This window comes from Clostridium sp. 10cd*, from assembly GCF_044336395.1.
GTDB lineage: Bacteria > Bacillota_I > Bacilli_A > Erysipelotrichales > Erysipelotrichaceae > Clostridium_AQ > Clostridium_AQ innocuum.
Genome location: NZ_CP172347.1, coordinates 3,578,377 through 3,597,956, shown reverse-complemented (window position 1 = coordinate 3,597,956; position 19,580 = coordinate 3,578,377). Strand labels below are relative to the sequence as shown.

Here is a 19,580-nt window from a genome sequence, read left to right as displayed (position 1 = left end):
AGATGAAGAGAAATGATCAGGTATATGGTGTCTGCAGCGGATATACGCACGACGGGCACGGGGTTGTAAAGATAGACGGCTTTCCGCTGTTTGTGAAAGGCATGCTGGAGGGGGAAGCGGGAGAGCTGGTTGTCACGATGGCAAAAAAGAAATTTGGCTATGGCAGGCTGATGAAGAGAAGTAAAACATCCTCACAGCGTGTTGCTCCACCCTGTCCGATTGCAAAGCAGTGCGGAGGCTGTCAGCTTCAGCATATGTCCTATGCGGAGCAGCTGCGGTTTAAGAAGCAGAAGGTGCAGGATGTGATGCAGCGGATAGCACACCTTGATATTGAGGTGCGGGATGTGCTGGGGATGCAGGATTGCTATACCAATTATCGCAACAAAGGGCAGATTCCGGTCGGAGTTGAGAAAGGTAAAACGGTTACTGGCTTTTATCGTATCAATTCCAATGCCATCATTGATACGGATACGTGTCTGATTCAGAGTGAACGAATCAATGCGGTATTACAGGAAATGCGTAAATTATTTGAGAAGTATCAGAATGCGAAGCTGTTTCGTCATCTGTTGATCAAGCATGCATTTTCCAGTGATGAGGTAATGGTTGTCTGGATTGTGCGTTCCTTTCAGATTCCACATGGGAAGGAGATGGTACAGGAGCTGACTGCGGCATTGCCGTTTGTGAAGAGTGTCATATTAAATCTGAATGTGCGGGATGATAATGTCATTTTGGGGGATAAGGAACAGCTGCTGTTTGGGGAGCGTGCTATCACTGACAGTATTCATGATTTGAAGTTTTCCATATCCTCAAAGTCCTTTTATCAGGTGAATCCAAGACAGACGGAGATATTATATGGAAAGGCTCTGGAGTTTGCACAGCTTACGGGAAAGGAAACGGTGCTGGATCTGTATTGTGGAGTCGGGACGATTTCTATGTTTTTAGCACAGCGGGCAAAACATGTGACGGGAATTGAAATTGTACCGCAGGCGATTCGTGATGCGAGAAAGAATGCGGCATTAAATGGCATTGCGAATATTGAGTTTGTGTGCAGCGATGCGGCTGACTATGCGAAAAAGCTGTGTGAGCAGGGGGCACATCCGGATGTGATTGTGGTAGATCCGCCGCGCAAGGGGTGTGATGCGCAGACGATTGACAGTATGGTGATGATGCAGCCAAAACGGATTGTTTATGTGTCCTGTGATCCCGGGACACTGGCAAGGGATTTAAAGCTGCTGGAGGAGAAGGGGTATCGTACAGAAATTGTGCAGCCTCTGGATATGTTTCCGTTCACGCATCATGTTGAGTGCGTTTGTTTGCTCACCCGAAACAAGTAGAAAAAGTGCCGAAAAAGCGATAAAATGGGCATTTATCAGAAGTCGGTGTAGTGAGCAACCGAGCGGTAAATTTTAAAAGCGGGGCGAGATTGCAGAAATGACTTGGTGGAATTTTGTAATCTGCCCTATGACTTATTATTCAATTATGGATTGGTGAGTGTTTAGGACTGCTGGCATAGTGCGAGTGTGTGGGATTATTGACAGCAATCAGAGACACAAAAACGTATGTAAGAGAATAGATGAAAAGAGGTTTGAAAAGATATGCGAGGGAAAAGTATAAATTTATTTTTGATGGATGGAGAACCAAATGGCAGAATGAAATGCACTCTTGCTAATTGGACAGGAGTTGCTTATAAAATCCCACGAACAAAGCTTGATAGCTGTAAGGGACGTGATGACCTTTCGCAAAGTGGTGTGTATTTTCTCTTTGGTATATCTGATCAAACAGGTGAAAATGTAGTTTATATTGGACAGGCTGGCGTTCGTAAAAATGGCGAAGGGATACTATATCGCTTGCAAGAGCATAAACGCAATCCTGAGAAAGATTACTGGACGGAAACTGTGGTGTTTACCACTTCAAATAACTCTTTCGGACCCACAGAGATAAGCTATCTTGAAAATAGATTTACAAATATAGCTAAAGAGACAGAACGTTATGTTGTGAAAAATGGTAATGACCCTACACCCGGCAACATTACAGAGGAAAAGGAAAGCGAACTCGAGGAATTCATTGATTATGCAAAAATAATTATGGGTACGCTCGGGCATAAGGTGTTTGAACCCCTTACAGACTCTAAAACAATGGTTGCTCCAAATAGCGATAGTGCAGAAAGCGATAATAAGATTTTTTATATAAGACGTAGCGGTGCAGATGCAAAGGGCAAGTTAACTAGTGAAGGTTTTGTTGTTTTAGCTGGTAGCAAAATTAGAGCAGATATTGTTCCAAGTTGCCCAGATTATGTGAAAACTGAGAGGAAAAACAATAAGGATAATATAGACGAGAATAGTATTATTAAAAACGAGATATTATTCAAATCGCCATCAAGTTCAGCTGCTTTTGTACTTGGTGCATCAGCAAACGGAAATATCGAATGGAGAACGGATGAGGGTAAGATTTTGAAGGATGTTGAAAATAGCTAAAATTAGATTGTGATTCACAAATAATAGAGAGTCGTAGATTTTTTATACTCCAGAAAATCTGCGACTTTTTTGTTGGAAATAAATGGTTTTATTTTATAGTCACTTTATGCATATGAAGAATTTGTTCTGCAAAAGCATTTGTAGAGAGTTTTATCACCTTGTCAAATAGGTTCAAGTTCAGAATTACACCTATACCATCGAACAATTAAAGTTGTTTTACAATATGAATTTATAAATGTTATCGTAATAATTTAAAAAAACAAGCCCGAAATAATACTTTTTTGGAATGCATTGAAAAAGCTAAAGAAGTATGGTATAATAAATTATCTGATTTGTGTAATTTAGTAAAGGGAATGCAGACAGAGGAGATTTAAATGCTGAAAAATAATATAGAAGTAGACGTAAAAGTAAAATGTATAGAAAGCGGTATGACGCAGGCACAGCTTGCAGAGAAGATTAAAACAACAAGCCCGTATGTCAACCGCATCATCAAAAAGCAAGATGGTGTTGTGAACAAGACCTTTGTACAAATGCTGGAAGCCCTTGGGTATGATATTGAACTAACCTATGTAAAGCGAGAGGATTAGGAGGACACCACAGTGGATAATTATGGAGAAATACTTATATATCAGTCTGATGATGGATTAACAAATATTGAGGTTAAAGTCCAGGATGAAACGGTGTGGCTTACACAGCAACAGATGGCAGATTTATTTCGGACATCTCGTACTAATGTTGTGGAACACATAAAACATATTTATGATGAAGGTGAGCTTGATGAAAATTCAACCTGTCGGAAATTCCGACAAGTTCGGAAAGAAGGAAATCGTGAAGTTGCAAGAGAGATGCCGTTTTACAACCTTGATATGATTATTTCCCTTGGATACAGAGTAAAATCTTCCATTGCAACTAATTTTAGACGATGGGCAACAGAACGCTTGAAAGAATATATGATTAAGGGATTTACAATGGATGATAACCGCCTAAAGGAACTGGGCGGTGGCGGATATTTCAAAGAACTGCTGGAACGGATTCGTGATATCCGGGCATCAGAAAAGGTATTTTATCGTCAGGTATTAGAAATCTATGCAACAAGCATTGACTATGATCCCAAAGCAGAGGTTTCTATTCAGTTTTTTAAGAAAGTGCAGAATAAAATTCACTATGCTGTTTCCGGAGAAACAGCGGCAGAGGTAATCTATCATCGTGCGGATGCCGAAAAAGACTTCATGGGATTGATGTCATTTTCAGGAGAACAACCGACTTTAAAGGAAGCGAAAATTGCAAAGAATTATTTGGATGAGAAAGAACTGCGTTCAATGGGTCAACTGGTTTCGGGGTATTTGGATTTTGCTGAAAGACAGGCAGAACGAGAAGTGCCTATGACAATGGAGGATTGGGCAAAGCATCTGGACGGGATTTTGACTTCTACAGGAGAAAATCTTCTCACTGGAAATGGCACGGTTAGTCATTTACAGGCGATGGAAAAGGCTAAGACGGAGTATAAAAAGTATAAGGCAAAAACACTTAGCAGTGTGGAAAAGGACTATTTGGAAAGTATAAAGTTACTGGAACAAAAAGGGAAACAACAAAAGTAAGTTGTTCGGAAAATTTGAGTAACTGCTCCGTTGAACTGTTCGGTAATTTCGAACAGTTCAAGGTTATGGATGCTTAATATGAAGTTAGGAGAAAATAGGATGGAATATACAAACAATGAAAAACACGTTCTCTCACTTATGGATAGGACAGATTTTAAAAATTTATCAAAAATTGATATATTAAGTTATGCATCAAAACTGAACGAACTTCGCCCAGAAGTAGCACAGCAGGTACTTGCTCAATTTCCCGAACTGGCAAAATTAATTCAAGCGACAATGGTCGAGTATCAAGGCATTCTTGAAAAAATTGTTGCAAGTGATGATGAAAGCACTAAACAGGTTTATGCCATTTTAAATAAAGAAATTGATGCCGCATCTGAAAGCAGAAGAGAGTTCATTGAATATGCTGATAAAGTACGTGCAGATTTAAGTAAGTGTCTTGATAATCCTAATTTGACTCCAGAACAACAGAAGGATGTTATTGACCGCCAAATGGAAATTTTTCATGCGGTAGATAAAAAAGATACCGAGATACGAGAGCAGGAAATGAAATCTGCTTGCATGGCTGACAAGAAGGACACTGAAAAGAAAGAGTTTAACTGGAAGATCATTAGTGCTGCAAGTTTTGTTTTAATGACAGCGGTCGGAATAGGCACAGCGGCATTGGGCGGTAAATTTGACATTAAATTATTGAAGAAACAATAGAAATTAAGTTGCCGGTTCCCCTATGAACAGACCTCAATTCCCCAAATGCTGTTGACCGATTGCTAACTGGAGAACGCCCAGAACTATGAAAAAGCCATAAATCTCCTTTGACCTATTTACTGAAATACAGGAATTTTCTAGGGATTTAGGCATTGACTTGTTCGTTAATAATCAGTGGATTTGGTGGACTTATTACCCACTATAATGAGCGGTTAGGCTCCAAGATTGCTATCAAGACTACCCGCTCAAGCCATGTTGAGTCCATTGTTCTGTTGCGAAAAAGATAAAAAATTAAATCAGTTTTATAGAGATGTAAGTTGTTGATGATAACTTGCATCTTTTTCATATGTTAAGATTGGAGTGATAAGGATAATAAAAAATGATACATGTAGAGAAGATACCAGTTAAAAATAAAAAGAAAGAAGTAGTAAGAATTGCAGTATATTGTAGAGTAAGTAAAAATGTAGAAGAACAACGTTCGAGTTTAAATATTCAAATTGCATATTTTAAAGAACTTTCTAATAAAGTAATAGAAATCGATTAAGTTGAAGTGTATTACGATGTTGGAAGAAGCGGGTTAAGAAAGAATGGAAGAACAAGCTATAAAAAAATGATCGAAGATGGATTAGAAGGCAAATTTGATTACATTATTACAAAATCAGTTAGTAAGTTTGCAAGAAATACATTGGATATTTTGAAAGATGTGAGGGAACTACGTAAACATAATGTGTATTTTGATAAAGAGAAAATAGATACAGCAAGAGCAGACTCTTTCGAAAAGTATAAATGTGAAATAGGGCATGAGAGTAAAGATGAAACGAGGTGAATTACCTGTGAAGACAGTGTATGGATATAGAAAAATTAATAATGAATTAACCATATTTGATAAAGAAGCCAATGTAGTAAAGTGAATTCTTCATGAATATTTAAGAGGAAGAACTTTGAAGCAAATAAAAGAACTATTAGAAAATTTCAATATTAAATCACCATCAGGAAAAGATAAATGGGATTGCAAAACAATAAACAATCTACTATCAAATGAAAAATATATTGGAAATGTATTTCAACAAAAAACATTTGTATCAGATGCTTTGACTGGGAAAAGGGAAGCAAATATTGGACAAATCGAAAAAGTCTATATTAAGAATAATCATGATTTCAAAAGAATATTTTGAAAAGGTTCAAAAATTTAAGAAGATGAGATCAAGATGTATTTTTGATGAAAAAGGAAACAAAGTAATAAGACATAATCAATACAGAAGTAAGTCGATTTATTCTAATGTGCTTGTTTGTGGATATTGTGGAGCACCATATAGAAGAAGAACTGAGAGAGGTGAGATTGTTTATAGATGTGCAACAAGAATGGATAAAGGAAGAGGTAAATGCCCTTATTCAATAACATTAAAAGAGAATGATGTAAATGAAATTATTGCGCAAGAAAAAAATAGTAGAAATTTTGATGAAGACTTTGAACATATTGGAAGAGTAGAGGTTTAGAAAATAAACTAATTTTTAGTATCAATGAAAGTAATAAATGAAAAATGATGTTTATCCTTATTTCAGATTAGTAAAGAATTTGTATACTTGAAAAAAACTAAATGCTTTACCAAAGAAGATCATACAGTTTTATAATAAAGCATTGTAGTAAAATAAAAAAATATGATATATTTAGATTAGTGATAATAAAAAAAATAAGGAGCTAAAAATATGAGTTGTCATAGTATTGGGCATGGATTAAATTCAGTGTCTAAAAAGGTATTAGAGTTGTATGATGAAGGGAAATTTGAATTTAGTGTTGCGAAAGATTTATTATACACCACAAGAAATGCTGTACATTATTGTGATGGAAATACGTATGAAGCGATTGGATGTTTTGATGGATGTAGATGTGCTAGATGTTTAAAGAAAACAAATGATTTATATGGTCTTTATGATGTATTAGATGAGTGTAGCGAGTATTATGATATTTTTAGCAATAAAGAAGATGGAGTGTTATCTGGTGATCTTTGTAAGGATTGTTTTGATGAAATTTCTGAAAAATACCATTCGATTATCAGAGAAGATGAAGTTGTATATTAAAAAAGTTTTACTCGATAATGGGTAAATCTTCAACTTTTAGCGGAATTATTAGCAGATAGAAATAATATACCTATGATATTTGTGAAGCTTAATCTAATATTTTCAACAAGGGATTACTATACACATTGCTTATCTCTTTTAATCGTTCGAGTCACGTTGAGAGTGTTGTCTTGATGTCAAGGGTTCAGAAGTAACATGTGAAAAAGGCTTGAAAATAGGTTGTTTCAAAAATAGATTGTAATTTTTGAGTACATTGAAATCACGATAATGCTTGTAAATCAGGGCATGGAACATATCAATACGGATAGTGGAGTAGGACACATTATCGCTTGCCTATGCGAGTGGAGAATCCCCGTGAATTTTAACGAATAAATTTACTCCACCATTATGTAATGAAAATACTTTTGTCATGTTGTATAAGGCCTTTATTTTACTGTATGTGGAGTTAAAGCCTGATAAAAAAGGCTTTTTTTTATTTATGTCTATTCAAAAATACTGCTTTCATTTGTATTTTAATAAAAAATTATGTTATGCTCGATATAGAATAGAAAACACATTTAAAATGGAATAGGAGAATGTCAAGATGAAGATTAATATAAGTACCATTATAGAAGCGATTGAAATGGCAGATGATAATTTTACATTTTTTTTTAGATTTAGAAACTGGAAAAAGTGTGCTGCTTGCTGATGAATTAAGTACCGGTATGGATAATGAGGGGTTGGAAAATGAAATTGAAGATAACCCTGAGCGTTTTTTTAGGCTTCCAACAAAATTTGAAATCCATGAGTATAATATTATGGAAGAGTTTATTCAGACATTAAAAGGTGAAGATGCTGATAAACTGGAACAAGTCATACAGGGACGTGGAGCGTTTCGAAGATTCAAGGATATGGTAAACAGAAGGGGAATTACTAAGCAATGGTATGATTTTCAGGCAGATTATTACAGAAATCTGGCAATTGCATGGTGCCAGGAGCATGGCATTGAATATGTGGAGAACTGCATGTAATTGCAAATCCATGTGGTAAAAGGCAGAAGACCATATATCTATGTACCCCTAGACTGTCTTTAAAAATCGGTTATGGGAAAACATGGCTTATGTCACTTACATAAAGGACTTAGGCCGTTTTCTCTTCTCCTGCAGAACCTTGTGTCTTCCATTTGATGGATAAGATGTTCTGAAAACCAGCAATTTTCTCCTTGCTCTGTTATAGTCGATAATTCATGTAGCCTAAGACACCACTGTTACCGCATGTATTCTGTGAAATATCTCCCTCTTGATTTGCATATACTGCACTGAAGCATGCATTTTGTAAAGGGGGAATATCATGGAGACAAGTATCCGCGTTGAGCAGCTCTGTAAATCCTATCAGGGAACAACGGTTGTCAAAAACATCAGCTTTCAGGTGAATAAAGGGGAAATCTTTGCCTTTCTGGGTCCAAACGGCGCAGGAAAATCCACAACGATCTCCATTCTCAGCACCTTGCTGAAAAAGGACAGCGGGACGGTTATAATCAATGGCTTCCGCTTGGGACAGGAGGATGAACGTATTCGATCAGGTATCGGCATCGTCTTTCAGAACAGTGTCCTTGATGAGTTGCTGTCAGTCAAACAGAATCTGATTCTGCGCAGTGCCCTCTATCATCTGCCGTATAAACAGGCGTGCCGGCGTGTACAGAAGCTATGTGACATATGTGATCTGCACGATATTATGCATCAGCCGGTAGGAACCCTTTCCGGCGGTCAGCGAAGACGCTGCGATATAGCCAGAGCACTGATTCCGGAACCGGAAATACTCATATTGGATGAACCGAGCACCGGTCTTGACCCCAAGGCGAGAAAGCAGCTGTGGGACACAATCAGCGCATTGCATAAGGAACGTCATATGACCGTATTTATGACCACACATTATATGGAAGAGGCTGAAATTGCTGATCATTTATGCATTATCAAGCAGGGAAACATCATCTTTGATAAGCCTATGAAGGAGGTACATAAACAGTATGCCGCAGAGCAGCTGCTGCTTTATCCGGCCAGTAAAGCACAGCTGATTGCAGAACTAAACCGACACCATATACCATTTCATGAGCAAAACGAGGCTCTCTGCATACACACGGGAGGCATGCTGAAAACGATGTCTGTCCTGCGCCTCTGCGAACGCTATATTCAGCGCTTTGAAAACCATCCCGGTAATATTGAAGAACTTTATCTGCAAATGCTTCAGGAGGAACAGGTATGATTTCTTTAATAAAACGGAATATGCTGCTGTTTTTCAAGGATAAGACTTCGGTATTTTTTTCCTTTATGGCAGTATTTGTTGTACTGGGACTGTATGTATGCTTTCTAGGTGACATGATGATCCAGCCGTTAAAGCAGGATTTCCCGGATACGGCAAGAGAACTGAGTGATACCTGGATCATGGCAGGAACTCTGGGAATTGTTTCGCTGACAACCTCTTTAAGTGTACTTGGAATTATTATCGAGGATAAAAGCAGGTCCATACTCAATGACTTTTATATTGCGCCCATTTCGCAAATGAAGGTCACCGGTGCCTATCTCATCTCTACCATATGTATAACATTTCTGGTATCCGTTGTAACGTTGATAATCGGAGAGCTTTATATCGTTGCTTATGGAGGCTCCTTCTTAACACTGTCCGCACTGTTAAAGGTGCTTGCATGCATGGTGCTGTCTATCCTGGCCTGTACGGCAATGCTTTTTTTCTTCATGTCATTTTTTAAAAGTGCAACATCCTTCAGCAATGTCACGACCATTATCGGCACACTATCCGGATTTCTCATGGGGATTTATGTGCCGGTAGGAGCACTTCCCAAGCTGCTTCAAACCGTGATATCGCTGTTTCCACCGAGTCATTGTGCCGCGTTGTTTCGCAATATCATGATGGATGATGTCTTAACGAAAACCTTTCAGTCAATACCGCCGGAGCATTTGACTGCATTCAAAAAGCAGTTTGGCCTTGTCTACAGCTATGGCGGACATACGACCGATACACTGGATCATATCCTGATCATCGCAGGAATGGGACTGCTGTTTTTCCTATTGCAGTATGTAAGGCAGAACAGGAAATAATGCATTCAATACGTTTATAAGAATTATGATTGCTATGTTTTCCATGATTCTTTATATATTTGCATGCCTTTTCCTCGCATCGGCTCCTGTACTTTTCTATTAGAATCTGCTAAGCTTTTGAATATATCCGATAGATACCATAAAAAAAGGATGCATATTAGATAACAGATTTGAAATGAGGCTGAATCTGTGCAATACAGCCCGGTATAAGAAAGGAGTCAGTGTATGGAAAGCAGAAATCATGTAAAGCTGCGTACATTTCAAGAAAAAGATTTTGCAGAGGTGCTGCGGCTGTTTTATGATACCGTGAGAAATATTAACAGCAGGGATTATACGACTGAACAGATTTCGGCCTGGGTACTGGGTGTCAAGGAGAAGCGAATGAAAAGTGCGCTGTTGGCGCATACCACTCTTGTTGCCACAAGCAATCAGAAAATGGTAGGATTTGCGGATATGGATGAAACCGGTTATCTGGATCACCTCTATGTTCACCATCAGCATCAGAAGCAGGGAATCGCCACGATGCTTTGCGATTTGCTGGAAACGGAAACCTCATCACCTACTCTTTCAGTGCATGCATCGATAACGGCAAGGAATTTTTTCCTGCAGCGTGGCTATCGGCTGATTTATGCACAGCAGGTGGAGCGGCAGGGACAGCTGTTGACAAATTTCTATATGAAAAAAGAAAAATAGAGTCATTTCTTTTGGAATAGGACAGGCTGCTGTCATATTTCTCATGATATCATGTGGGCATATAAAGGAGGACATATCATGGAAGAGAGATATTGTCAGTGCTGTGGAATGCCAATGGGAGATACAAAGGAGTTATATGGAACGGAAAAGGACGGATCAAGGTCTGTGGACTATTGTAAATACTGTTATGAACATGGTGCATTTACATCAGATTGTACAATGGAGGAAATGATTGAATTCTGTGTTCCTGTCATGGTTAAGGAAAATCCGGGGATGAGTGAAGATAAAGCGCGGGAAATGATGACGCAGTATTTTCCAACACTGAAGCGGTGGATGAAATAACTGATATAAAATTCAGAATTTACCAAACGACAGTGCACAGCTGTCGTTTTCTGCATACGATATACAGAGGTGATGAATTTGAAACAAAACATAGGATTTATCGGATTTGGAAATATGGCACAGGCCATGGCAGATGGAATGCTTGCGAGTGGAATTGTAAAGGGAGAGCAGCTGTATGCCTGTGCCAGGCAATGGGATAAGCTGTGCAGAAATACAGAAGTGCGTGGGATGCATGCATGCAAACATGCAATTGATATGGTACGGCAGTGTGACATCATCCTGCTCGCAGTGAAGCCTGCACAGATGAGTGAGGCGATTTCCACAGTGAAAGAGCACCTGCAGGGAAAAGCCGTAGTTTCTATTGCGGCCGGTATGTTCTTTGAAACGTATGAACAACTGCTTCCACCACATACACAACATTTGAGCGTGATCCCCAATATGCCGGTATCCGTTTGTGAAGGTGTCATGTTATGGGAACAAAGGAATTCTCTGCAAACAGAGGAGGCTGTGGCCGTTGAACAGCTTTTCTCCGCGATTGCCTTCATAGAAAAGCTGGAAAGTGATCAAATGACAATTGGTGCAACCGTGGCAGGCTGCGGTCCTGCCTTTGCGGCCATGTTTATAGAAGCGCTGGGGGATGGCGCAGTGGCATATGGGCTTGGACGTGAGGCTGCTTACCGGCTTTGTGCGCAGATGATGGCTGGCACTGCAAAGCAGCTACTGGTTCATCCACAGCATCCGGGACAGCTGAAGGATCGCGTAAGCTCTCCGAAGGGAACGACGATTCAGGGAGTTGCAGAGCTGGAGCGTCTTGGTTTTCGCAATGCCCTGATTTCTGCAATCGAACGGATTGAGCAATTTCGGCTGAAGTAGCAGCTTCCTTTATCTGAACAAACAGGTGTTCTTATCGTATTTTTCTTACTTTCAGGCATTTACAAAGGGAGACTATGAATTCTGTTGATAAATATAAGTATGTTGAATTCTCCATAGTTTGAATTTACCACGGTTATGTAAGAATCTCCTTATCTTCCGCTGTCTATTTTTTGAAATATACAATTAAACAAAGGCTACCAATGAATATTATGAATGTCAAAGTTACGTGTGCTTTGTTATTTGGTATGAATTCTCATAGCAGCTCTTTCTGTGTCTGTTCCTTCTGCCGATTGCTTGTCATTAAAAAGGAATCTGGTATAATATAGAGAATTATAGAAAAGAGGGAGATTATGCTGGAAACAAAACGACTTATCCTTCGACCATGGCAGGTTGAGGATGCGGAAAGCTGCTATCGGTATGCGAAAAATCCAAACATCGGGCCCAAAGCGGGATGGCCGGTGCATGAAAGTGTGGAAAACAGCCGGGAAATCATACGGACTGTGCTGTCTGCACCGAATACCTTTGCCGTTGTGCTGAAGCAGAATATGGAGCCCATTGGCAATATCAGTTTAATGATCGGAAAGCAGTGTAATCTGACAAATGCAGCTGATGAGGGTGAAATCGGCTACTGGCTGGGGGAACCGTACTGGGGACAGGGATTTATTCCGGAGGCAGTTCAATGTCTGATACGATATGCCTTTGAAGACTGCTGTTTGAAAAAACTGTGGTGCGGTTCCTTTGAAGGAAATCATAATTCCAGACGTGTACAGGAGAAATGCGGCTTTCATTATGCAGGGTCAGAGGTAAGAGAATGGCCGTTGCTTCAAAAAACACTTACCGGGCATATTATGAGTCTTACCATAGAGGAATGGAAACATTCTACCGGCACGGAAACTAATTAAGCATGCTTTATATATTGTTTAAAGAGAATATTTGACATTTTTCAAAGGGCTGTTCAGCAGCGGAATGGAATATGTCTTTATATTTATGGCAGGCTGCAGGATTCAAATTGCTAGTAAAAACAGACCGCAATAGGTTTTCCTTATCTGCTTCGAAACGAGAGCCTTCATTTTCACAGTCTGAATGATTTTAATACCCGTGAAATTCTCAGAGAATAGCAGGCATCAGGACATGCTGTAACAGATATGCAGCGTATGCAGGCAATATAGGATAGAAGGCACCGGCTTTTGAATTCCTCGATTTTATGGAAGCTGCAGGTGTATCCTTGTTTTGCATGCGTTAGCGCTGAGCGATAACAAGCCCTGCTAATAGGCTTCGGAATCACCTAAAACAAAGGTACTGATTAAACAAAGCAGGAAGTGAAAAATTGATAGCGGAAATGAAGCTGAATATAGAAAAAGAATCCCACATCTGAATATATCCCTTGAAGGAAATTCTTATTTCCGCTCATTTCTTCCTATAAGTCATCTGAAAATATAGGAAGGTATCTCTTGCATGAATACATAATACAGATGGATGCGTAAGGGCTGTTGTATTGCTGAAGTGAAAAGTTAAATTCCACTTTCAAAAGGCGAATAAAAAATGTGGAACTTTCTTCTACAAAAGTCTATACAGAGCATAAATATAGCGTTAGAAAGGGTTTCAAATAGGTAGAAGTAAGTAAAAATGTGAAGAAAGTGGTCATTGTGCGAATGATAGATAAAATGAATAAGCGCACTGAAAATAGGCTCCATTATGCCTATGTATAACTAAATTCCACTTCTATTTTATAGTTACACTATAAATAACTGTTCTTTGCCGCTGCTCTTATCATTCTTTATATCATCTGTTTGTTACTTATGAGTCAATACGCTTGGACGAAGTATCACTTCGTCCTTATCTATTTTCTGTAGACCAAATTCATAAAGTTTCTGCGCTAATTCCGGACACATGAACTCACATAGCTCAAATGGGGATTTTCCATTCAAATGTTCCTTGGCACTGGAATTGATATGTGAGATGGCTACATTCAAGGAAGTCTGATCGGTCAGGCCGATACTGCGTAAGTCTACTTCGTTAGGTAATATATAACGTAATTCACGATGCATATTTTCCAGGCTTCCTTTCTGCCCGGACTGCATAGGGTCGCAATAGAAGACTCGTGTCCTTCTGGTACCATCGTCTCTTTTTTCCATATGCTCAGCATCAGTAAATTCACCTCCGCGATCGGTGAGTGTTATATGAGCTTCCTGTTCAAACAGGCTTTTTCCAAGGATGGAATCAAGAACAGCTAGTCCGTCAACCATATCTGCAGCAGTCTTCGTGTCGTGATATACAGCAAACAGGAGCCCATATTTGATGAATTTGAAAGTCTGGATAAACGGTCCATTGGAAATGTCATTGTAGACTGTATCCATTTGTAAAATGTGAGTGATTTCCTCAGACTCAACATAGGATTGGTAATCTGTGTAAAGCCGTCCAACAAGGAATTTACGGTCTTGTCGTTTTTTATAGATCGTCTTCTTCTTAGCGGTCATTTTTCTTTTGACTTTTATACGAAGGTCAATATTAGCAATGCCAACACATTCGAATACACCTTGTTCAATATAGTTGTAGAGTGTCTTCTCACTGATTCCAAGTTCGGGATGTGCAGCTATGATCTGATAAGGTGAATGACCTTTTAATAGAAGAGGCTTGATGGTATTGCCTAGCTCTACAGCTTCTGATGAGGTCAGATTGATTCCGGTTCGAGACTCAACGAGTTCGCTACGGTATTCCTCATAGGCGATCGTAGGTTTATAGAGGTATTTATCAAAGCGGCAGCTTTTCAGTTTCTCACAGCCATTACAAGCTCCCGGAGTACGATCTCTGCGTTTGCAGCGGAACTTAGAATAATCAGGGCAGTTGACAGTACAATTCTTTCTCTTAAACTTACAGTGAGCATAGTTCTCACATTCTAGAGAAAGTGTAGATTTATGAGAGAGATAACGGTGAGCACGGATTTCCTTACCTATCGTAGATTTATCTTTGCCTAGATTATCAGCAATAGCTTTTTTAGAAGAACCATTAACGATGCCGATCGCGATGACATTGCGATCGTCCTGAGTCAGATGTTTGTTTTTGTTCGTTGCCATATTCATCACCCTTTGTAATGTGTATGATAATAACCAGCGGTTACCTTCATCATAGATATAAAAAAGGATATATGAAAGACTAAATGCAATTGTAAGTGTAAATTCAACTAGATTGTTGTGTAAGAGTCTTTTCTACTTGGCTACTTTGAAAGTGGAATTTAACTTTTCACTTCAGCGGGCTGTTGTATTGCCTTATTTTTCTTGCTAATAAAAGGATATTTGATATAATATAGAGAATTACAGAAAAGAGGGAGATTATGCTGGAAACAAAACGACTCATTCTTCGACCATGGCAGGTTGAGGATGCGGAAAGCTGCTATCGGTATGCGAAAAATCCAAACATCGGGCCCAAAGCGGGATGGCCGGTGCATGATAGTGTGGAAAACAGCCGGGAAATCATACGGACAGTGCTGTCTGCGCCGAATACCTTTGCCGTTGTGCTGAAGGAAACCATGGAGCCTGTGGGAAGCATCGGACTGATGATTGGTAAGCAGAGTAATCTGGCGATTGCGGATGATGAAGGAGAAATCGGCTATTGGATCGGAGAACCGTACTGGGGTCAGGGGCTGATACCGGAAGCGGTGAAGGAGCTTATGCGCTTTGGATTTGAGGACTGTCAGTTAAAAACATTATGGTGCGGATATTTCGACGGTAATGAAAAATCCAAACGTGTACAGGAGAAATGCGGCTTCCATTATTTACGCAGTGAGGTAAGGGAATGGCCACTGATTCAGCAGACACTTACAGAGCATATCCTGTATGTCACAAAAGCAGAATGGGAAAAAAGGCGCATAGCTTAATAATATAACATACCTGAAACCAGATATCTTTTTGAAGAAGAATAACGGGATTTTGAACAGCCGGGAAATCAGCTGAAGAAATCTCTTTTTCTTTCCGTGTCATAAGGCCTTATCCCTTAATGCGTTCATACCATATGATCTATATGTTTTTTTTCAGAGTCTAAGGCATTTCTATCATATGGGTTACAGAATCAAAACACTTTTTCATTTAGTCCTGAGAAAATCACTTTTGGGCTTGACAGTAAATTCATACGATAGTAGAATAGAGAGGAATGGAGAGTGAGAAGATGAGCAAATAGATAAGAGACCCAGCAAACGAACTGTTTAAAATAAACTTTTTTCGTATGTGTCAATTATCTGCTTACAGCCTGCTTAAAAGGAGGCGATGCTCATGCTTATTCTAAAGCACCTTACTATCCGTGATAGTAAACATCACACACTGATTAACGATTTAAATTATTCCCTGGGAAATGACGATAAGGTAGGAATTATCGGCGAGGAAGGGAATGGAAAATCCACACTGCTAAAGGCGGTTTATAACCGAAATCTAATTGAAGACTATGCAGCTGTGAGTGGTGAAATTGACACAGATTATAAAGAAATCGGATATTTTGAACAGCAGCTTTCCAGTCAATGGGAGGATGCTTTTCTTTTTGATTATTTATTGAAGGAAAAAAGTGAAGATGAAATCCAGCCGGAACGATACAATGATCTGCAGGGCTGTGAAACACTGTGCGCACAGCTGGGTTTAAAAAATGAACTTTTGTATGGAGAACAGAGGATAGGAACATTAAGCGGTGGAGAGAAGGTGAAGCTGCAGCTGTTGAAGCTGATGCTGCGTAAGCCAAAGCTGCTTCTGCTGGATGAGCCAACCAATGATCTTGATATTCAAACTTTACAGTGGCTGGAGGATTTTTTGAAAAATCTGCACATTCCTGTATTGTTCATATCGCATGATGAAATTTTGCTGAGCAGGTGTGCAACTGTAATCCTGCATCTGGAGCAGCTGAATAAGAAAACCCAATGCCGTCATACAATTTTTCACGGGAATTATGAGGAATATGTGAAGCAGAGGTGCAGCCGGCTAAAAAAGGAAGCACAGGAGGCATCCGCACAGAGGCGGGAATACCGCAGGAAAAAGAGAAGCTGAATGACTTTATGAATGCGGTGCATGATGCGCAGAACGATACGGTGCGCAGTCCGTTTTATGCGGCTGCCCTAAAGACAAAAATGAGAAATCTGAAGGCACAGGATCGCAGGCTGGAGAAGGAGGGCTATGCGCATGTGGACAGCGTGGAGGAGGCGATCGATGTTTTCTTCCAGTGTGAAGGCTTTCCGAAAAGCCGACGTATCCTTGAGTTTCATTTGGAGGAATTGAAAACAGACGTAAGTACGCTTCTGCAGGATATTCACATAACACTTTATGGTAGACAGAAGACGGTGATAGCCGGTGAAAACGGATGTGGAAAAAGTCTGTTGATGAAGGAAATTCATAAAGTATTGAAATCTCATACGGATATTCGTCTCGGCTATATGCCGCAGAATTATGCAGAAGCATTTTCAGCAAAGGACACACCGGTGACATTTTTGCTGGAAGCCTGTGACAGGGACGATATAACAAGAGCGCGGGAATTGCTCGGACGGATGAAGTTCACCAGAGAGGAGATGGAGCATTCCGTATATCAGCTGAGTGAAGGGCAAAAGGCGAAGCTGTATCTGCTGCGGTTCATTAAGCAGGGCTGCAATGTCCTTCTGCTGGATGAGCCGACACGGAATCTGTCTCCGCTGACAAGTCCTGTCATACGCCGTATTCTGAAGGACTTTCCAGGCTGTATTCTGGCTGTATCCCATGACCGGCTGTTTATACAGGAGGTGTTTGATTCTGTTTTGTATGTTGCACAGGGGGAGCTGCAGGTGCTGGAAACCGAACAATTTATGGAAGCACTGGGCTAACACGGATTATACAGGCTGTTCATGGTATGGCAATGCAAACGGGGAATGCCTCCCGCTGCGTCGATCTGTTGTTTTCTGGAAAATGATCGCATACACAAAGCAAAGCCATTGCAGAATTAGCATTGACAGCCCCGTCATTTTGTGGTGTAATATTTTCGTACAAAAAATGGGGTGCCTACGTATGGCTGAGATCGGAGATCATCCGGGACCCAAGGAACCTGATACGGGTAATGCCGGCGTAGGGATTTTATAGGGAAGCACAGCAGGACGGAAGCTTATGCTGTTATCATCCGGAAAAAATCATAGAAGCTGACACCGTAGCGGGCGTACAGCTTTTTTTACATATAGGAGGATAACACAATGTACACTACACAAATGGATGCTGCCAGACAGCATATCATCACTGAGGAAATGAAGGCTGTCGCTGCCTATGAACAGATGGAGGAGGCAGAGGTTTGCCGGTTGGTCGCTGCCGGACAGGTGGTGATCCCGGCAAACAGACATCATACATGCCGGAAATCCTATGGAATCGGAAGCATGCTGAAGACAAAAATCAATGTGAATCTGGGGACGAGCAGAGATTGTCTTGATTTGGACATGGAGATGGAAAAGGTACGGCATGCCGTGCAAATGGGAGCTGAGGCCATTATGGATTTAAGCTCCTTTGGCGATACGCAGACATTCCGTAGAAAGCTGGTTGCGGAATGCCCGGCAATTCTTGGTACCGTGCCGATATATGATGCCCTGGTATATTACCATAAGGCATTGAGGGATATCACTGCACAGGAATGGCTGGATGTCTTTCGTATGCATGCAGAGGACGGTGTTGATTTTATGACAATTCACTGTGGAATCAACAGGCAGACTGCACAGCGCTTCAAACAACAGAAGCGAATTACGAACATCGTATCCCGCGGTGGCTCCATCATGTTTGCCTGGATGGAAATCACCGGGAATGAAAATCCGTTTTATGAGTATTTTGATGAAGTTTTAAGGATATGCAGAGAGCACGATGTCACGCTTTCGCTCGGAGATGCCTGCCGCCCTGGCTGCTTGGAGGATGCCGGGGATATTGCACAGATGGAGGAGCTTGTTACGCTGGGAGAACTGACGCAGCGTGCATGGGCACAGGATGTGCAGGTCATTATCGAGGGACCGGGACATATGCCGCTTCATCAGATTCAGGCGAATATGGAGCTGCAGAAAACAATCTGCAAGGGGGCACCGTTTTATGTGCTCGGTCCAATTGTTACCGATGTCGCACCGGGCTATGATCATATCACTGCGGCGATCGGCGGTGCAATGGCGGCAGCCTACGGAGCCAGCTTTTTATGCTATGTGACACCGGCAGAGCACTTGTCTCTTCCTGATGTCGATGATGTTAAGGAAGGAATCATTGCAAGTAAAATTGCTGCACACGCGGCGGATATCGCCAAGGGAGTAAAGGGAGCTATGGATTGGGACCATCAAATGGCTGTAGCACGCGGTAATCTGGATTGGGAACGTATGTTCGCTTTAGCAATGGATCCGGATAAGGCCAGAGCATACCGTGCCCAGTCTGCACCGGAGCGTGAGGATACCTGCACCATGTGCGGGAAAATGTGTGCTATCCGCAATATGAACAAGCTTCTGCGCGGTGAAATCGTTGATATCATGGAAGAGGACTAGCAGTTTTACGCAGGAGCTGCTGCGGCTTTCCGGCAGGTTGATATCTTGTACGCATGTTCGTGAAATTATGTCAGTGTAAAAAATCATGAACAAGCGGCGAAGGAAAAGCAGGAACAAACGCCGAAAGGTAATGAAAGAAAGCGGTTTAGAAAACTTACTGTAACATACAATAGCTTTACCGATATACAGGGGAAGCTATCATACGCAAGATATAAAATACACAGAAGTA

Annotated in this window: 22 protein-coding genes and 1 riboswitch; of the genes, 21 read left to right on the top strand and 1 reads right to left on the bottom strand. The window is 40.6% G+C overall.

Going from position 1 to position 19,580, the window contains the following annotated elements; translation table 11 throughout:
- Window positions 1-2: 2 nt before the first annotated feature.
- From rlmD to ACG3M1_RS17820, 17 genes are all read left to right on the top strand, one after another.
- Window positions 3-1,334 (top strand): 23S rRNA (uracil(1939)-C(5))-methyltransferase RlmD, encoded by a 1,332-nt coding sequence (rlmD, locus tag ACG3M1_RS17900; protein ID WP_008818833.1) that lies wholly within the window; start codon window positions 3-5, stop codon window positions 1,332-1,334.
- A gap of 261 nt (window positions 1,335-1,595) precedes the next feature.
- Window positions 1,596-2,474: a GIY-YIG nuclease family protein gene (locus tag ACG3M1_RS17895; protein WP_008818834.1), complete on the top strand. Its 879-nt coding sequence runs from the start codon at window positions 1,596-1,598 to the stop codon at window positions 2,472-2,474.
- Between the two features lie 374 nt (window positions 2,475-2,848).
- A complete protein-coding gene (locus tag ACG3M1_RS17890) occupies window positions 2,849-3,061 on the top strand; it encodes a helix-turn-helix domain-containing protein (protein ID WP_008818835.1) in 213 nt (70 codons plus the stop codon).
- Between the two features lie 12 nt (window positions 3,062-3,073).
- Entirely contained in the window at window positions 3,074-4,072 is a 999-nt protein-coding gene (locus ACG3M1_RS17885; RefSeq protein ID WP_008818836.1) for a virulence RhuM family protein, read from the top strand.
- 99 nt (window positions 4,073-4,171) lie between these two features.
- A complete protein-coding gene (locus ACG3M1_RS17880) occupies window positions 4,172-4,777 on the top strand; it encodes a hypothetical protein (protein WP_008818837.1) in 606 nt (201 codons plus the stop codon).
- Window positions 4,778-5,156: 379 nt separating this feature from the next.
- Entirely contained in the window at window positions 5,157-5,321 is a 165-nt protein-coding gene (locus tag ACG3M1_RS17875) for a hypothetical protein (RefSeq protein ID WP_008818838.1), read from the top strand.
- Window positions 5,322-5,327: 6 nt separating this feature from the next.
- Window positions 5,328-5,603 carry a recombinase family protein gene (locus tag ACG3M1_RS17870; RefSeq protein ID WP_008818839.1) on the top strand — a complete coding sequence of 92 codons (276 nt, stop codon included), beginning with the start codon at window positions 5,328-5,330 and terminating at the stop codon, window positions 5,601-5,603.
- A 115-nt stretch (window positions 5,604-5,718) separates the two neighbouring features.
- Window positions 5,719-5,952, top strand: a complete 234-nt coding sequence (locus ACG3M1_RS17865; protein ID WP_009587747.1) for a recombinase family protein — start codon at window positions 5,719-5,721, stop codon at window positions 5,950-5,952.
- Window positions 5,930-6,274 (top strand): zinc ribbon domain-containing protein, encoded by a 345-nt coding sequence (locus tag ACG3M1_RS17860; protein WP_082420118.1) that lies wholly within the window; start codon window positions 5,930-5,932, stop codon window positions 6,272-6,274. The genes ACG3M1_RS17865 and ACG3M1_RS17860 overlap by 23 nt, the downstream gene beginning before the upstream one ends.
- Window positions 6,275-6,484: 210 nt before the next feature.
- Window positions 6,485-6,856, top strand: coding sequence for a hypothetical protein (locus ACG3M1_RS17855; protein WP_008818840.1), 372 nt, complete (start codon window positions 6,485-6,487; stop codon window positions 6,854-6,856).
- A 629-nt stretch (window positions 6,857-7,485) separates the two neighbouring features.
- Entirely contained in the window at window positions 7,486-7,866 is a 381-nt protein-coding gene (locus ACG3M1_RS17850; protein WP_395814374.1) for a UPF0158 family protein, read from the top strand.
- A 319-nt stretch (window positions 7,867-8,185) separates the two neighbouring features.
- Window positions 8,186-9,097 carry an ABC transporter ATP-binding protein gene (locus ACG3M1_RS17845; protein WP_008818841.1) on the top strand — a complete coding sequence of 304 codons (912 nt, stop codon included), beginning with the start codon at window positions 8,186-8,188 and terminating at the stop codon, window positions 9,095-9,097.
- A complete protein-coding gene (locus tag ACG3M1_RS17840) occupies window positions 9,094-9,948 on the top strand; it encodes an ABC transporter permease (RefSeq protein WP_008818842.1) in 855 nt (284 codons plus the stop codon). Before ACG3M1_RS17845 ends, ACG3M1_RS17840 begins: the two co-directional genes overlap by 4 nt.
- 225 nt (window positions 9,949-10,173) lie before the next feature.
- The gene (locus ACG3M1_RS17835) at window positions 10,174-10,641 is read left to right on the top strand and encodes a GNAT family N-acetyltransferase (RefSeq protein ID WP_008818843.1); all 468 of its coding nucleotides are present in this window, start codon (window positions 10,174-10,176) and stop codon (window positions 10,639-10,641) included.
- Window positions 10,642-10,719: 78 nt separating this feature from the next.
- Window positions 10,720-10,983, top strand: coding sequence for a zinc ribbon domain-containing protein (locus tag ACG3M1_RS17830; protein WP_008818844.1), 264 nt, complete (start codon window positions 10,720-10,722; stop codon window positions 10,981-10,983).
- A gap of 72 nt (window positions 10,984-11,055) precedes the next feature.
- Window positions 11,056-11,856: a pyrroline-5-carboxylate reductase gene (gene proC, locus ACG3M1_RS17825; protein WP_074748453.1), complete on the top strand. Its 801-nt coding sequence runs from the start codon at window positions 11,056-11,058 to the stop codon at window positions 11,854-11,856.
- Window positions 11,857-12,206: 350 nt separating this feature from the next.
- Window positions 12,207-12,758 carry a GNAT family N-acetyltransferase gene (locus tag ACG3M1_RS17820; protein ID WP_008818846.1) on the top strand — a complete coding sequence of 184 codons (552 nt, stop codon included), beginning with the start codon at window positions 12,207-12,209 and terminating at the stop codon, window positions 12,756-12,758.
- An 891-nt stretch (window positions 12,759-13,649) separates the two neighbouring features.
- On the opposite strand, the gene ACG3M1_RS17815 is transcribed toward ACG3M1_RS17820, so the two are convergent.
- A complete protein-coding gene (locus ACG3M1_RS17815) occupies window positions 13,650-14,930 on the bottom strand; it encodes a helix-turn-helix domain-containing protein (RefSeq protein ID WP_008729262.1) in 1,281 nt (426 codons plus the stop codon).
- A 257-nt stretch (window positions 14,931-15,187) separates the two neighbouring features.
- On the opposite strand from ACG3M1_RS17815, the gene ACG3M1_RS17810 reads away from it, so the two are divergent.
- The 4 genes from ACG3M1_RS17810 to thiC all read left to right on the top strand — a co-directional run bounded on the left by ACG3M1_RS17810 (window position 15,188) and on the right by thiC (window position 19,351).
- Window positions 15,188-15,730: a GNAT family N-acetyltransferase gene (locus ACG3M1_RS17810; protein ID WP_009270929.1), complete on the top strand. Its 543-nt coding sequence runs from the start codon at window positions 15,188-15,190 to the stop codon at window positions 15,728-15,730.
- A gap of 391 nt (window positions 15,731-16,121) precedes the next feature.
- Window positions 16,122-16,880 (top strand): ATP-binding cassette domain-containing protein, encoded by a 759-nt coding sequence (locus tag ACG3M1_RS17805; protein WP_395814371.1) that lies wholly within the window; start codon window positions 16,122-16,124, stop codon window positions 16,878-16,880.
- On the top strand, window positions 16,805-17,683 hold the full coding sequence (locus ACG3M1_RS17800; RefSeq protein ID WP_395814368.1) for an ATP-binding cassette domain-containing protein: 879 nt from the start codon (window positions 16,805-16,807) through the stop codon (window positions 17,681-17,683). The genes ACG3M1_RS17805 and ACG3M1_RS17800 overlap by 76 nt, the downstream gene beginning before the upstream one ends.
- A gap of 157 nt (window positions 17,684-17,840) precedes the next feature.
- A riboswitch (TPP riboswitch) is annotated at window positions 17,841-17,945 on the top strand.
- Between the two features lie 98 nt (window positions 17,946-18,043).
- Window positions 18,044-19,351 carry a phosphomethylpyrimidine synthase ThiC gene (gene thiC, locus ACG3M1_RS17795; RefSeq protein ID WP_008818849.1) on the top strand — a complete coding sequence of 436 codons (1,308 nt, stop codon included), beginning with the start codon at window positions 18,044-18,046 and terminating at the stop codon, window positions 19,349-19,351.
- Window positions 19,352-19,580 lie beyond the last annotated feature (229 nt).

What these genes read in the sequence shown, in the direction of transcription:
- rlmD (WP_008818833.1), top strand. Translation starts at nt 3, where the DNA reads ATGAAGAGAAATGATCAGGTATATGGTGTCTGCAGCGGATATACGCAC.
- ACG3M1_RS17895 (WP_008818834.1), top strand. Translation starts at nt 1,596, where the DNA reads ATGCGAGGGAAAAGTATAAATTTATTTTTGATGGATGGAGAACCAAAT.
- ACG3M1_RS17890 (WP_008818835.1), top strand. Translation starts at nt 2,849, where the DNA reads ATGCTGAAAAATAATATAGAAGTAGACGTAAAAGTAAAATGTATAGAA.
- ACG3M1_RS17880 (WP_008818837.1), top strand. Translation starts at nt 4,172, where the DNA reads ATGGAATATACAAACAATGAAAAACACGTTCTCTCACTTATGGATAGG.
- ACG3M1_RS17875 (WP_008818838.1), top strand. Translation starts at nt 5,157, where the DNA reads ATGATACATGTAGAGAAGATACCAGTTAAAAATAAAAAGAAAGAAGTA.
- ACG3M1_RS17860 (WP_082420118.1), top strand. Translation starts at nt 5,930, where the DNA reads ATGATTTCAAAAGAATATTTTGAAAAGGTTCAAAAATTTAAGAAGATG.
- ACG3M1_RS17855 (WP_008818840.1), top strand. Translation starts at nt 6,485, where the DNA reads ATGAGTTGTCATAGTATTGGGCATGGATTAAATTCAGTGTCTAAAAAG.
- ACG3M1_RS17850 (WP_395814374.1), top strand. Translation starts at nt 7,486, where the DNA reads ATGATAATTTTACATTTTTTTTTAGATTTAGAAACTGGAAAAAGTGTG.
- ACG3M1_RS17845 (WP_008818841.1), top strand. Translation starts at nt 8,186, where the DNA reads ATGGAGACAAGTATCCGCGTTGAGCAGCTCTGTAAATCCTATCAGGGA.
- ACG3M1_RS17840 (WP_008818842.1), top strand. Translation starts at nt 9,094, where the DNA reads ATGATTTCTTTAATAAAACGGAATATGCTGCTGTTTTTCAAGGATAAG.
- ACG3M1_RS17835 (WP_008818843.1), top strand. Translation starts at nt 10,174, where the DNA reads ATGGAAAGCAGAAATCATGTAAAGCTGCGTACATTTCAAGAAAAAGAT.
- ACG3M1_RS17830 (WP_008818844.1), top strand. Translation starts at nt 10,720, where the DNA reads ATGGAAGAGAGATATTGTCAGTGCTGTGGAATGCCAATGGGAGATACA.
- proC (WP_074748453.1), top strand. Translation starts at nt 11,056, where the DNA reads ATGAATTTGAAACAAAACATAGGATTTATCGGATTTGGAAATATGGCA.
- ACG3M1_RS17820 (WP_008818846.1), top strand. Translation starts at nt 12,207, where the DNA reads ATGCTGGAAACAAAACGACTTATCCTTCGACCATGGCAGGTTGAGGAT.
- ACG3M1_RS17815 (WP_008729262.1), bottom strand. Translation starts at nt 14,930, where the DNA reads ATGGCAACGAACAAAAACAAACATCTGACTCAGGACGATCGCAATGTC.
- ACG3M1_RS17810 (WP_009270929.1), top strand. Translation starts at nt 15,188, where the DNA reads ATGCTGGAAACAAAACGACTCATTCTTCGACCATGGCAGGTTGAGGAT.
- ACG3M1_RS17805 (WP_395814371.1), top strand. Translation starts at nt 16,122, where the DNA reads ATGCTTATTCTAAAGCACCTTACTATCCGTGATAGTAAACATCACACA.
- thiC (WP_008818849.1), top strand. Translation starts at nt 18,044, where the DNA reads ATGTACACTACACAAATGGATGCTGCCAGACAGCATATCATCACTGAG.